Below are 13,719 nucleotides of genomic sequence, written 5' to 3'. Positions count from 1 at the left end.
CCTTCCGGTGTGCGGAAGGTCCTTCTTTCGGTTGCTGCGGGTTTGCTCGCGGGCTGGCGTGCGGCGTTTTTAGGGAAATAAGCGCTGAGGGATTCGTTAGAAACCTAGAGCCTTCTACTGGGAACGGTTTTTTTGTTTTTTACCAACATAGCTTTCGAACTTATGCTACTGTAAGTAGGCAGGGTACTTTATAGATACTATTGATATTGCTAGTTGCAGGAGTGAGTGCAGTTGCTAAAATGGCTTGAACGTACCATTCTAGGTCCGACCGTGAACGAACAATATAGCAAGCTTGAGGAGATCGGTATTAGACTCAATGGTAATTATAAATTAGCAGATATTCTTCACTTCCCTGTAAAAGATTATCAAGCTAAGCCATACTTGTTGTTATTGATGGACATGGGATCGGAGCCGAAGGACAGCGATCGTGAGGGAGTCATTTGCGATCAATTGTGGTGCTTCGACAGAGAGTGTATCGAAGATCAAGGCGATTATTCATTGAAGCTGAACCGAATCGGAGAACTCATCAAAGATGAGCTGGAGCTTACGGACATATCGGATGATATTGACTTTGAGGCTGAGCGTGCATCGGTTTCGTTCCGTATCGATGGGCGAGCCTGCAAATATGATTTGAATTTTGAGTACGATTGGTTAGATATTAATTTGTTTAAGATTTTCTCCATGCTGCTCGAGCAACACGGCAGCAACCGCAGATTCTACTATTTTGATACCGGTAATAATTTATTGGTGGCATTGTTGCATAGAGAACAGTGGAACTCATTGAAGGAACTGACACCAATCTTTCAACCCGCGTAACTAACTCTACTATCTAGGAGGCGCCTCGCATGCAAAACATGGACAATATCTTTCTCATCACCGACATACCTGGCTACACGCCGCAAATTGGACGCCTGCTATCCATGATGAATTACGCGCGCTATACAACGATTGAGGCGGTTAAAGATCTATCGCAAGAACAGCTGGATTTTCTGCTTGATCCGCAAAGTAATTCCATCGGAGCGCTGTTGCTGCATTTTGCCGGGGTGGAGTATGCCTATCAGGTAGAGACGTTTGAGGGGCGGGAGCTAAACGCGGAGGAGCTGGCTGAGTGGGGGGCGGCACTGGATCTTGGCGACGCGGGACGCGCGGAGATCAAAGGCCATGACCTGCAGTTCTACTTGAACAAGCTGGAGGAAGTCCGCAGACGGACCCTTGAGTTGTTCAAGACTGTCGACGACGAGTGGCTGTACCGGCAAAAGGAATTTTCGAGGGGCAGGCAGGCGAACCATTATTTTATGTGGTTTCATGTGTGCGAGGATGAAATCAATCATCGCGGGCAGATCAGGCTGATTCGGAAGCGGGCAAATTAGAGAAAAGCAGAAAGGACTTTCCGATGGTAGATGTCGTTCTATCGCGGAAGGTCCTCTTTTGCATGAGCCGATATATCCATTCACCTTGGCAATTGGCATATATCATGATAGCGGCATTATGCTGCTTGAGCAGCTAGCCTTGCTCGAGCGTCGCAGCAGCCAGTCACTGCCAAGCAAAGCGATTTGAGCAAAAACAGCTCGCGGGAGTTTCTCCTCCAGCGGGCTGTATTTTTATAGTCGCAAGCAAAATAGTTCCAACTAACTCTTGCCAGTTGAACTGAAATTTTATAGTATTAGGTTAAGCGCTTAATCTAATTCATAAAGTAATTAGTAAGCGCTATCTTTTTATTCATAAGTTAAGCGCTTAACCTGTATCGATGACTTTAATAAAAGGGGCGATGAATGAGATGGGCGGCAGTACGATTCGGCTATCGGTGGCACAGGCGCTGCTTCGTTTTCTCGATAACCAGTACATCTCGGTTGACGGAGAAGTGACGAAGTTCGTGAAAGGCGTCATGGGCATTTTCGGGCATGGCAATGTAACTGGCATAGGGGAGGCGCTTGAGAACAATGCCGGCGAGCTTGTTTATATTCAAGGGAAGAACGAGCAGGGGATGGTGCATGCGGCCGCGGCTTTCGCCAAGCAAAAGGACCGCAAGCAGATCTATGCCTGCACCTCCTCGATCGGGCCCGGGGCGCTGAATATGGTAACCGCGGCGGCTACCGCAACCGCGAACCGCATTCCGGTTCTGCTGCTTCCCGGCGATAATTTCGCCAGCAGACAGCCCGACCCGGTGCTGCAGCAGCTTGAAGTAGCTAGCGATTACACCGTTTCGGCGACGGATCCGTTCAAGCCGGTCAGCAAATATTGGGACCGCATCGTACGGCCGGAACAGCTGATGACGGCCGCAGAGCAGGCCATCCGCGTGCTGACGGATCCAGCGGAAACCGGTGCCGTTACGCTGGCGCTGCCGCAGGATGTACAGGCTGAAGCGTACGATTACCCCGTCTCCTTCTTCGAGCCCCGCATTCATTATATCGACCGGCGTCCGCCGGCGGCCGATGCGGTACGCCGCGCCGCGCAGCTGATGCAGACGAAGAAGAAGCCGCTCCTTATTGCCGGCGGCGGCGTTCTGTATGCTTCCGCTACGGCGCATCTTGCGGCATTCGCCGAAGCGTTCGGCATTCCCGTGGCGGAAACGCAAGCAGGCAAGAGTTCCTTGCCATGGAATCATCCGCTTAATGTAGGCGGCGTTGGCGTTACCGGCACGCTGGCCGCTAATCTGCTGGCTAAGGATGCGGATCTGATTATCGGGGTCGGCACCAGATATTCCGACTTTACGACGGCTTCCAAATCTGCCTTCGGCAATCCGGACGTTCAATTCGTGAATATCAACGTCAGCGGCTTCGACTCCTCGAAGCTGAACGGCGTGGCCGTTACCGCCGATGCCAGGGAAGGGCTGCAAGCGCTGCAGGCCGCTCTTGCTGAAGCAGGCTACCGCAGCGGTTATGACCTGGATGCCGTCGGGGCGCTGAAGCAGGAGTGGGACAAGGAGGTAGACCGCTTATTCGCCGCGGAGCATGAAGCGGGCACCTCCCAAACGCGCGCGCTCGGCGTCATTCAAGAGACGATTGATGACAGCGCGGTCGTTGTCTGCGCAGCGGGCAGCCTGCCGGGCGATCTGCATCGGGTATGGAGACCGTCCGCTCCGCGAACCTACCACATGGAATACGGCTTTTCCTGCATGGGCTACGAAATCGCCGGCGCCTTCGGCGTCGCGCTTGCGGAGCCGGATCGTGAAGTGTATGCCGTCGTCGGCGACGGCAGCTACCTGATGCTTCATTCCGAGCTCGTGACCAGCCTGCAGGAGGGCCGCAAAGTGACGGTGCTGCTGCTCGACAACCATGGTTTCCAATGTATCCATAACTTGCAGAGAAGCCAAGGCAGCGGCGGCTTCGGCAATGAATTCCGCTTCCGGTCCCCGGAAACGGGCAGATTGACCGGCTCTTATATGCCGATTGATTTTGCGGCACATGCCCGCAGCCTCGGCCTGAAGGCGTACAAAGCGGAAAATCCGGAGCAGCTGCGTGAGGCTCTGGTTGCAGCGAAGCGGGAGACCGTGTCGACGCTGATCGAGATTCCGGTCGTACCGGGCACGAACACGCCGGGTTACGAGTCCTGGTGGAATGTCGGCGTACCTGAGGTGTCCGAGAGCGATGAGGTCGTCAAGGCCGGCAAAGCGATGAACGCCCGCATTCAATCCATCACACTTCGATAGGCAGGGGGAATGACGATATGCCAACGCCAATTTTGCAAAGCTTGCCGTTCCGAATCGGCATTCATCCGATCAATTGGGTCGGAGAAGACGTGAAAGAACATGGCGATGAGACGACGTTCGAACAAATCGTCGACGAGATTCAGGCACTTGGTTTGACAGGCACGGAGATGGGCCGTAAGTTTCCTTCCGATCCGGCCGTGCTGAAGCAGGAGCTCGATAAACGCGGCATTCAGCTGACGTCGCAATGGAAATCCGTTCTGTTCTCCGATCCGGCTTACCGGGAGCAAGAGCTTGAGGCGTATCGCAAGCATGCCGCATTTCTGCAGGGGATGGGCAGCAAAGTCATCAGCACCTGCGAGATCGGCGGGTCGCTTCACTTCGATCCGCGGCGTACGCCGAACGAGAAGGAAGTGCGGCGGCTTACGGAGGAAGAGTGGCACAGTCTTGCGGAAGGCTTGAATGCCGCAGGCGCCATTGCGAAGGAATACGGGCTGAAATTAACCTATCATCATCACGGAGGAACCGTCGTCGAACGCCCGGAGGAAATCGACCGCTTAATGGAGCTGACCGATCCGGAGCTCGTCTACCTGCTGTTCGACACCGGCCACGCCTACTACGGCGGCGCCGATCCGCTGGAGGTTTTGCGGAAGCATTACAACCGGATCGCATACGTACATCTCAAAGATATCCGCCAAGCGGTGCTGGATGAAGCACGTTCGGAGAATGCCAATTTCATCACCTGCATCCGCAAAGGCGTCTTCTCCGTTCCGGGGGACGGCTGTCTCGAATTCGGCCCGATCGTGGAGGAGCTGCTGGAGCGGAACTACAGCGGCTGGGCGCTGCTGGAGGGCGAGCAGGATCCGGCGGCTCACCCGGCGTACGAATATGCGCGAAACGCGCTCATTCACATCTCTTCCCTCATCCCGAGCAGAAAGTAGGCTGCACTCTATGAACCCAATTCTCTTTTCGGCGGAGAAGCCGCTGGATTTCGTCGCGATCGGACGGCTGTGCATCGATCTGAATGCCAATGAAATCAATCGCCCGATGGAAGAGACGATGACCTTCACCAAATATGTCGGCGGCTCGCCGGCCAATATTGCGATCGGCATGTCGCGTCTGGGAAGGAAGACGGCTTTCATCGGCAAAATCGCGGACGATCAGATGGGCCGCTTCATCAGCGGTTACCTGGAACGCAACGGGATCGATACGGCGAGTGTCGTGACCGATCATACGGGAGCCGTGACCGGCCTAGCCTTTACGGAAATTAAAAGCCCGACCGACTGCAGCATCCTGATGTACCGGGACAATGCCGCCGACCTGAAGCTGACGGCAGGCGAGGTAAGCGAAGACGTCATCGACAAGGCAAAGCTGCTGCTGATTTCCGGCACGGCGCTGGCGGCGAGCCCTTCGCGGGAGGCGGTTTTTCAAGCGCTGGCTTATGCCCGGAAGCATGGAGCCGTCATCGCGTTCGACCTCGATTACCGTCCATATACGTGGAAGTCGAAGGAAGAAACCGCCGTATACTACAATCTCGCGGCCGAGAAATGCGATATCATCCTCGGAACGCGCGAGGAGTTCGATTTGATGGAGGCTTTCGATCCGAATCCGGGGCATGACGACCGGGTTACGGCGTCCAAATGGTTCGACTATTCGGCACGGATCGTCATCATCAAGCATGGCAAGGAAGGGTCGATTGCCTATACCCGCGACGGAGCGAGCCACAGAGCCAGAAGCTTCCCGGCCAAGGTCGTCAAAACGTTCGGGGCCGGCGATTCGTACGCTGCGGGCTTCCTGCACGGCGTTATGGAGGGCTGGACCATCGAGCGGAGCATGGAATTCGGCAGCGCGGCGGCGTGCATCGTCATCTCCAGCCATAGCTGCTCCGACGCGATGCCTACGGCGGATCAAGTGATCCGGTATATGGAAGATTGCAATAGCGGAAAGATCACGGCTACTTAGTCCGCAACCTATGAGAGGGGTAGATGACGTTGACACAAGTATTGAGGAACTGGATTGGCGGCGAGTGGGTCCCTTCCTCGGCGGAGAGGACCGAGCAGGTCTTCAATCCGGCAACCGAAGAAGTGATCGCCCTTGTGCCGCTATCCACGAAGGAAGACGTGGACCGTGCGGTTCAAACGGCCGAGGAAGCGTTCAAATCCTGGAGCGCCACGCCGGTCCCGCGTCGCGCCCGCGTGCTGTTCAAGTACCAGCAGCTGCTCGTCGAGCATTGGGAGGAGCTGGCGAAGCTGGTCACGCAGGAGAACGGAAAAAGCTACGGCGAAGCGTACGGCGAGGTGCAGCGCGGCATTGAATGCGTGGAATTCGCGGCAGGGGCGCCGACGCTCATGATGGGCAAGCAGCTGCCGGACATCGCGTCCAATCTGGAATCCGGCATGTACCGCTATCCGGTCGGCGTCGTCGCCGGCATCACGCCTTTTAATTTCCCGATGATGGTGCCGTGCTGGATGTTTCCGCTTGCCATTGCCTGCGGCAACGCCTTCATCTTGAAGCCGTCCGAGCGCACGCCGCTACTAGCCAACCGGCTCGCGGAGCTGTTCAAGGAAGCCGGACTGCCTGACGGCGTGTTCAACATCGTCCACGGCGCGCATGATGTCGTGAACGGCATGCTGGAACATCCGCAAATTGAGGCCGTTTCCTTCGTCGGCTCCCAACCGGTGGCCGAGTACGTGCATAAGACGGCATCCGCCCACGGGAAGCGGGTTCAAGCGCTGGCCGGCGCCAAGAACCACACGATCGTCATGCCGGATGCGGATCTGGACTTGACCGTCAAAGAAATCATTAACGCGGCCTTCGGCTCCGCGGGAGAACGCTGCATGGCGTGCTCCGTCGTAGTGGCTGTCGGCGATGTCGCGGACTCGCTCGCGGGCAAGCTGGCAGAAGCCGCCGACCGCCTGACGATCGGTAACGGTGCCGAGGAGGGCGTATTCCTTGGCCCTGTCATCCGTGCCCCGCATAAGCAGCGTACGCTGAGCTATATTGAACTCGGCGAACAAGAAGGCGCTCATCTGCTTCGTGACGGACGTCAAGATGAAGCAGCGGACGGAAAGGGCTACTTCGTCGGGCCGACGATCTTCGACGGCGTAAAGGGCGGCATGAAAATTTGGCAGGATGAAATTTTCGCGCCGGTGCTCTCAATCGCACGAGTCGACACGCTTGAAGAGGCAATCGAGCTTGCGAACCGATCGGACTTCGCCAACGGCGCGTGCCTTTTCACGAAGAACGGCAGCCATGTCCGCCAATTCCGGGAGACGATCGATGCCGGCATGCTGGGAATCAATCTCGGCGTTCCGGCGCCGATGGCATTCTTCCCCTTCTCCGGCTGGAAGAAGTCGTTCTACGGCGATCTGCATGCCAATGGCACGGACGGCGTGGAATTTTACACCCGCAAAAAAATGGTCACAGCCCGCTGGTAGAAAGGAGCGATCGCTGCATGGGAAAAATTAAAGCGGCCGTTATCGGAGCCGGCCGCATCGGCAAAATCCACGTCGGCAATTTGCTGCGGATGCCCGAGGTCGAAGTGGCCGCGGTATGTGACGCGTTCGCAGGACCGGAGCTTCAGGAATGGGCGGCGGCATGCGGCATTCCGGCAGTTCTGAGGGACAGCGATGCGGTGATGGCCGACCCTTCTATCGAGGCCATATTCATTTGCTCGTCGACCAATACGCACGTACCGCTTATTTTACAGGCCGCCCGGGCGGGCAAGCATATCTTCTGCGAGAAGCCGGTCAGCATGGATGTGCGTAAGACGGAGGAAGCCGTGGAGGCGGCCCGCGAAGCGGGGGTTAAGCTGCAAATCGGCTTTAACCGCCGGTTCGACCACAATTTCAAGCGGCTTCGCGAGCATGTGCAAGGCGGTACGATTGGACTGCCTCACATCGTGAAGATTACGTCGCGCGATCCGAGCCCTCCGCACCCGGATTACATTAAGGTATCGGGCGGCATTTACATGGATATGATGATCCATGATTTTGACATGGCGCGCTATGTTTCCGGCAGCGAGATCGAGGAAGTGTATGCGCAAGGCGGCGTACTGATCGATCCGGTTTTCGCCGAGTGCGGCGACTCGGATACGGCCATCGTTACCCTGAAATTCGCGAACGGAGCGCTTGGCGTTATCGACAACAGCCGCCAAGCCGTATACGGCTACGATCAGCGGGTGGAGGTGTTCGGCTCCAAAGGCAGCGTGGCCGTGACCAACGATTACCCGAATACGGCGGAGATCAGCACCGCGGATGGGATTTATCGCGATAAGCCGCTTCATTTCTTTTTGGAACGGTATAACGGAGCCTACATCGAAGAAACGCAGCTGTTTATCGATAGTATCCTTCACGGCAAGCCGGTTCCCGTAAGCGGAACGGACGGTTTGCAGGCCGAGCGGGCGGCGCTTGCAGCCAAGCTGTCGCAGCGGCTCGGCCGGCCCGTGAAGCTTTCGGAAACGCTGGAGCTGGCGGCGCAGCACTCAATCTTGGCTTAAGCCTTGGAAGGAGGCAGGAAGAAGCTTGTCGAAATTGATTGTGACACCGGAAATTGAACCGAATCAGGACGGCAGTATTCTGCGCATTACGCCGGAATCGGCAGGCTGGCAGTATGTCGGCTTCGAAGTACTGCGGTTAGCCGAAGGGGAAACCATTGCAAGGGAGACCGGGGAGCGGGAAGTCTGTCTCGTCCTACTTGGCGGGCATGCCGATATTAGAACGGAAAAACAATCGTGGCAGGGCATCGGCAAACGAATGAGCGTGTTCGAGCAAATACCTCCGTATTCCGTCTACGTCCCGGACCATGACAGCTATGAGATTACGGCGAAGACGGCGCTGGAGGTAGCCGTTTGCTCCGCACCGGGCCAAAGCTCCCACGAGGCGAGGCTTATAACGCCGGAGCAAGTAGGCGTCGAAACGCGGGGTTATGGGAATATCGAGCGTTATATTCATAATATTTTGCCGGAGCAGGAGCCGGCCGACAGCTTGCTGGTCGTGGAAGTCTTTACGCCTAACGGCCACTGGTCCAGCTATCCGCCTCATAAACACGATCGAAACGCGCTGCCGGAGGAGTCGGAGCTGGAGGAAACCTATTATTTCCGGATCCAGCCGGAGCAGGGCTTTGCGGTACAGCGCGTCTATACGGACGACCGATCGTTGGACGAAACGCTGATCGTGCGGAATGGGGAAGCGGTCCTCGTACCGAAAGGGTACCATCCGGTTTCCGCGCCTCCGGGTTATAATTGTTATTATCTGAATGTGATGGCGGGCCCTGTCCGAACATGGAAATTTCATAACGACCCGGATCATGAGTGGATCATGAACAAGCCGGGCAAGTAAATGTGCAAGAACCGCCCTAAGCGGCAGCATCAAGGAGGAAGCAAGAGATGAAAGCAACCATTTACGACGTGGCCAGGGAAGCCGGTGTATCGATCGCGGCAGTCTCGCAAGTCATTAACGGCAAAGGCAAGATCAGCGAGGAACGCCGTGCCAAAATCATGGACGTCATGGAGAGGCTCGGCTATAAACCGAGCGTCATCGCCGCGGCGCTTACCGGCAAAAAAACCTACACGCTCGGATTATTGGTGCCGGACATCTCCAATCCTTTCTTCGCCGAGATCGCCCGCGCGGTAGAGGACCGCGTAGATCATCACGGCTACAGTCTCGTCATCTGCAGCACGGACAACCAGGATGAACGGGTGGAACGCTATTTGACGCTGCTGCAGCAGAAGAGCGTAGACGGCATCATTATCGGGACGGGCATTGAGGATAAGGAACTGCTTGCTCCGATACTGGCCAAATCCATTCCGGTGACGATGATAGCGCGGGGACTTCCGGGGGAAGCGATCCAGACGGTCACCGTCGACGATTATGAGGGAGGCCGCTTGGCGGCACAGCATCTGCTTAGTCTGGGCCATACCTCGATGGCGGTCTTGGCGGAGCACCCGAAGGTCACCAGCTCGCAGGAGCGGATTCGCGGCTTTCGCGAGGCGATGGCGGAGTCGGGGCAAACTCTGCCGGAGTACTTCGTGAAATCCGGCGGGCGCGATCTCATCAAAGACGGCAAGCGGAACGCGTCCGAGCTGATGCGTTATGCCGAGCGGCCGACAGCGATTTTCTGCTGCAACGACCTGCTCGCGATCGGGGCGCTGCAAGCGGCAAGGGAGCTTGGGATCAGCGTGCCCCGCGAGCTGTCAGTTATCGGCTTCGATAATACGATACTGGCAACGGTGACCAACCCGGCGCTGACGACCATTGCCCAGCCGACGGAACGGATGGGCGGGCTGGCGGTTGACATCATTTTGCAAAAGAACGGCGAACAGCCGGATGAATCATCCAGAACGGTGCTTGCGCCGGAGCTGATTGTCCGGCAATCAACGGCAGCCCCCCTTCGCTAAGAGCGGGGGAGGCTCCATATCCTTTTCTGGTAACGTTTCCAGTTCAACGAGTTCACTTCAGAGGAAGCAGGAGGCTTACGATACGATGAATTTCATAGAGCTGAATGGAATCAAGCTTTCCCGGCTTATTTTTGGAACCGGGGATTTACGGAAGCTGAACGGCACGGAGCTGCTTGATCAATTTGTTCATGCCGGAGGCACAACGATCGATACCGCTCACCAGTATAATACGGCCGAACGGATTCTGGGGACGTGGATCAAGGAAAACGGCCATCGCGACAAGCTTGTCATTATGACCAAAGGCGCTCATCACGATGACGGCAGACCCGGGCCCCGGGTAGATGCGCCTTCCATCCGCAAGGATTTGTTCGAAAGCCTGGAAAGGCTGAATACGGATTACGTTGACCTGTATGCTTTGCACAGAGACGAACCGGGCGTGCCGGTCGGTCCCGTTATGGAGGAGCTTAACCTGCATCTGGCCGAAGGGCGAATCAAGGCGATCGGGGCCTCCAACTGGACCTATAAGCGGATTCAAGAAGCAAATGACTATGCGTCAAGCCATGGCTTAACGGGGTTTACGTTCAGCAGCGTTAATCTTGCGCTCGCTGCCGCGAAGGAACCGAGATGGGCAGGCTGCGTGTCTGCCGACGAGGAGACAGCGGCGTGGCATACGCGCAATCAAATGCCGCTGCTCGCTTGGTCCGCCCAGGCCGGAGGCTTCTTCTCGGGCCGCTTCTCGCCGGAGGACCATTCGAATGCCGATATGGTGCGCGTCTATTATAACGAAGCCAATTGGGAGCGTTACGCGAGAGCGGCGAAATTGGCCGAGGCGAAGGGCGTGTCCGCCATGCAAATCGCACTGGGCTTCGTGCTGAACCGCTCTTTCCCGACTTGCGCCGTGATCGGCCCTAGGCAGCATCAAGAATTGGAAGAATCGCTTCAAGCCATGGAGCTGGCACTTACCGAGGGAGAACTGGCATGGCTCAATTTAGAACAGGAGGCGCTGGCGGGATGAGACACAAATTAGCGGCACAGTTGTACACGCTCCGTAACGAGCTGAAGATTGATTTTCCCGGAACGCTGCGGGAGTTGAAGAAGATGGGTTGGAGCGCCGTTCAAATCGACGGTCTTCACGGCAACGATCCGAGAGAGATTGCCGCTGTCATGAACGAGCTTGGCCTGCGCACCGCGGGAATGCATGTCGGGCTTGAACGAATGAAGCATGATTTGGAGGCGGTTCTCGAAGAGGCGCGTTTGTTCAACACCAAGGATTTCATTTGCCACTCTCTTCCGGGCGAGCTGCAAAATCCGGACGGCTACCGGAGCGTAAGGGACGACTTGCGCAAAGTGGCAGCAGCGGTGAGCGGCGCAGGCTTCCGCGTAGGCTACCATAACCACGATTTCGAATTCCATACGTCCGTCGAAGGCCGGTATGCGCTGGATTACGTGCTGGAACTGGACCCTGCGGCGCCTGTTTACGCGGAAATCGATACGTATTGGGTGAAGAAGGCTGGCTTGGACCCGCTTGGCTATATCCGGGATTATGCCTATCGCATGCCGATCCTGCATCTCAAGGATATGACCGGCGACGGCAGATGCTACTTTGCGGAAATCGGTAACGGGATCATCGACTTTGTGCCGATTCTTCAATGGGGAGAGAGCAGCGGCGTGGAATGGTATGCCGTGGAGCAGGATTATTGTCCGGGCAGCCCGCTCGACAGTCTGGCGGAAAGCTTCGAATATTTAATGCGGATTGAAAAGCTAGCCACTCAAGGATAGGAGGCGGTTGCGATGCGCGAAACGCTGATCTGCGCCCATACGGGCTGCGGCGTGCATCCGGATAATACGGTCGACTCGTTCCTCGAAGCGATTGAGGCGGGAGCGCACATAGCGGAGGTTGATGTGTTGGCTGCTGCAGACGGAACGGCCATTCTGCTGCACGATGATTCGCCGCTGCTTCAAACCAACGGCTATGCGCAGTTGAATCGGCAGGAAGTGCGGCGGCTGCTCGATCCGGTATATGAGCGCTATGAGCTTGCAACGCTTGATCAGATCTTTCGGATGTCGGCTCAAAAAGACCTGCTGCTTAATCTGGATTTGAAAGCGGATGCGGCCATTGAGCCGGCGGTTCGATTAATTCGCCGTAATGGTGCGGAGAACAGAGTCTACATCACCGGTTTTTTGGAAGGGATCACGGAGCGGCATCCGGACATTCAAGTGATGCTCAATACCCCTCGCGAACTGAACGAGAGGCAGCTGGCTTCCTACAACGAATATGCCGAATCGGTATGCCGCGCAGCAGTTATGGCGGGATACGCGGGACTGAATATGAATGCCGCAACCTGCCTGGATCCGGTTGTGAAACACGCGCATGCCGTTGGCTTGCTGGTCTGGGTGTATACCGTAAATGATCAATTGGCCATGCAGCGATACATCGATATGGGAGTAGATGCAATCACGACCCGGGCACCGAAAGAACTGCGAAAATTAATATAATCATCATAATTAAAGTGCTGGTAATTTGGTGACAACCTTGCTATAATAAGTATTAAGGAAGCGCTTTCATAAACTTTCAGTTTGCGGGCGCATTTTTTTATAGCCCAGTATGGAAGCGATACCAGAAATGCGATTTGCCTGACCGATCTCAAGGTCAATTAACCGAAAAGAAGGTGATTTCCGACTTATGCAGCAAGCGTCTTCAACTTTGAAGCCAGCCAAGTCAGGGCGAAGTTTGTGGAAATCGATCGTCCTGCACCGCTACTTGTACTTCATGCTTTTGCCATGCGTCGCGTTCTTTATTATCTTCTCTTACATTCCGATGGGCGGCCTGCTGCTTGCTTTCAAGGAGTACAAGTTCAACAAAGGTCTTCTACATAGTCCATGGGTTGGATTTGATTATTTCGTCACCTTCTTTAACTCGTACAAAAGCAAGGAATTGATTTCCAATACGCTTATTATTAGCGGGATGAAGCTCTTCCTGTACCTGCCATTCCCGATTATGATGGCGCTTATGTTTAATGAAATCCGCAGTAAATGGTTCAAGAACGTCTCGCAGAGCATCCTTTACCTGCCGCACTTCCTGTCTTGGGTCATTGTCATCGGCTTGGTTCAGCGGCTGCTGGCGCCCGATACCGGATTGCTTAACCAATTTATTGCCGAAATGGGCGGCGACGGCAGCACGTTCTATCTGATGGAGCCGCAATATTTCTACCAGATCATGTTCGGCAGCCATATGTGGAAGTCGCTCGGCTGGGACTCGATCATTTATCTTGCAGCAATCGCAGGCGTCAATCAAGAGTTGTACGAAGCGGCCAAAATCGATGGCGCAAGCAAGTTCAGAGAGATGTGGAATATTACGATCCCATCGATCACGCCGACGATCGTTATCCTGTTTATCCTGTCCATCGGAGGGATATTGTCGGCCGGCTTCGATCAAATCTACTTGCTTCGTACACCTGGAAACATGCAGTATGCGGATATTCTGGATACCTACATTATTCAAGTCGGATTAAAGGGCGGGCAGTACGGGTATGCGACCGCTGTCGGCATGTTCCAGGGCTTAATCGGTCTCGTTCTTGTCATAATAGCCAATCGCATATCACGCAAGGTCTCTGAAACTTCTTTGTGGTAACGCTACCATAGGCACACATAATTACCCTTGGTGGAAACGTCTTTG

General features: G+C 55.5%; 13 protein-coding genes. All 13 read left to right on the top strand.

Features of this window, described 5'->3' with window-relative positions; all coding sequences use genetic code 11:
• Nucleotides 1-231 precede the first annotated feature (231 nt).
• The gene (locus tag DL346_RS21200; RefSeq protein ID WP_112884370.1) at nucleotides 232-816 is read left to right on the top strand and encodes a hypothetical protein; all 585 of its coding nucleotides are present in this window, start codon (nucleotides 232-234) and stop codon (nucleotides 814-816) included.
• 29 nt (nucleotides 817-845) lie between these two features.
• Nucleotides 846-1,370, top strand: a complete 525-nt coding sequence (locus DL346_RS21195; protein WP_112884369.1) for a DinB family protein — start codon at nucleotides 846-848, stop codon at nucleotides 1,368-1,370.
• Between the two features lie 407 nt (nucleotides 1,371-1,777).
• Nucleotides 1,778-3,649 (top strand): 3D-(3,5/4)-trihydroxycyclohexane-1,2-dione acylhydrolase (decyclizing), encoded by a 1,872-nt coding sequence (iolD, locus tag DL346_RS21190; protein WP_112884368.1) that lies wholly within the window; start codon nucleotides 1,778-1,780, stop codon nucleotides 3,647-3,649.
• A 32-nt stretch (nucleotides 3,650-3,681) separates the two neighbouring features.
• Nucleotides 3,682-4,587 (top strand): myo-inosose-2 dehydratase, encoded by a 906-nt coding sequence (gene iolE / locus DL346_RS21185; protein ID WP_112884654.1) that lies wholly within the window; start codon nucleotides 3,682-3,684, stop codon nucleotides 4,585-4,587.
• Between the two features lie 10 nt (nucleotides 4,588-4,597).
• Nucleotides 4,598-5,608 carry a 5-dehydro-2-deoxygluconokinase gene (gene iolC / locus DL346_RS21180; RefSeq protein ID WP_112884367.1) on the top strand — a complete coding sequence of 337 codons (1,011 nt, stop codon included), beginning with the start codon at nucleotides 4,598-4,600 and terminating at the stop codon, nucleotides 5,606-5,608.
• A gap of 29 nt (nucleotides 5,609-5,637) precedes the next feature.
• Nucleotides 5,638-7,083 carry a CoA-acylating methylmalonate-semialdehyde dehydrogenase gene (locus tag DL346_RS21175; protein WP_112884653.1) on the top strand — a complete coding sequence of 482 codons (1,446 nt, stop codon included), beginning with the start codon at nucleotides 5,638-5,640 and terminating at the stop codon, nucleotides 7,081-7,083.
• A gap of 17 nt (nucleotides 7,084-7,100) precedes the next feature.
• Nucleotides 7,101-8,144, top strand: a complete 1,044-nt coding sequence (gene iolG, locus DL346_RS21170; protein ID WP_112884366.1) for an inositol 2-dehydrogenase — start codon at nucleotides 7,101-7,103, stop codon at nucleotides 8,142-8,144.
• Between the two features lie 25 nt (nucleotides 8,145-8,169).
• A complete protein-coding gene (gene iolB, locus DL346_RS21165) occupies nucleotides 8,170-8,985 on the top strand; it encodes a 5-deoxy-glucuronate isomerase (protein WP_112884365.1) in 816 nt (271 codons plus the stop codon).
• A gap of 47 nt (nucleotides 8,986-9,032) precedes the next feature.
• Nucleotides 9,033-10,043 carry a LacI family DNA-binding transcriptional regulator gene (locus DL346_RS21160; RefSeq protein WP_112884364.1) on the top strand — a complete coding sequence of 337 codons (1,011 nt, stop codon included), beginning with the start codon at nucleotides 9,033-9,035 and terminating at the stop codon, nucleotides 10,041-10,043.
• Between the two features lie 85 nt (nucleotides 10,044-10,128).
• The gene (locus DL346_RS21155; protein WP_112884363.1) at nucleotides 10,129-11,058 is read left to right on the top strand and encodes an aldo/keto reductase; all 930 of its coding nucleotides are present in this window, start codon (nucleotides 10,129-10,131) and stop codon (nucleotides 11,056-11,058) included.
• The gene (locus DL346_RS21150) at nucleotides 11,055-11,822 is read left to right on the top strand and encodes a sugar phosphate isomerase/epimerase family protein (protein ID WP_112884362.1); all 768 of its coding nucleotides are present in this window, start codon (nucleotides 11,055-11,057) and stop codon (nucleotides 11,820-11,822) included. Before DL346_RS21155 ends, DL346_RS21150 begins: the two co-directional genes overlap by 4 nt.
• A gap of 12 nt (nucleotides 11,823-11,834) precedes the next feature.
• Nucleotides 11,835-12,539 (top strand): glycerophosphodiester phosphodiesterase, encoded by a 705-nt coding sequence (locus tag DL346_RS21145; protein WP_112884361.1) that lies wholly within the window; start codon nucleotides 11,835-11,837, stop codon nucleotides 12,537-12,539.
• A gap of 187 nt (nucleotides 12,540-12,726) precedes the next feature.
• Nucleotides 12,727-13,674 carry an ABC transporter permease gene (locus tag DL346_RS21140; protein ID WP_112884360.1) on the top strand — a complete coding sequence of 316 codons (948 nt, stop codon included), beginning with the start codon at nucleotides 12,727-12,729 and terminating at the stop codon, nucleotides 13,672-13,674.
• Nucleotides 13,675-13,719: the final 45 nt, after the last annotated feature.

This window comes from Paenibacillus montanisoli, assembly GCF_003268025.1.
GTDB lineage: Bacteria > Bacillota > Bacilli > Paenibacillales > Paenibacillaceae > Paenibacillus_Z > Paenibacillus_Z montanisoli.
This window is presented reverse-complemented; position numbering and strand designations above follow the sequence as displayed.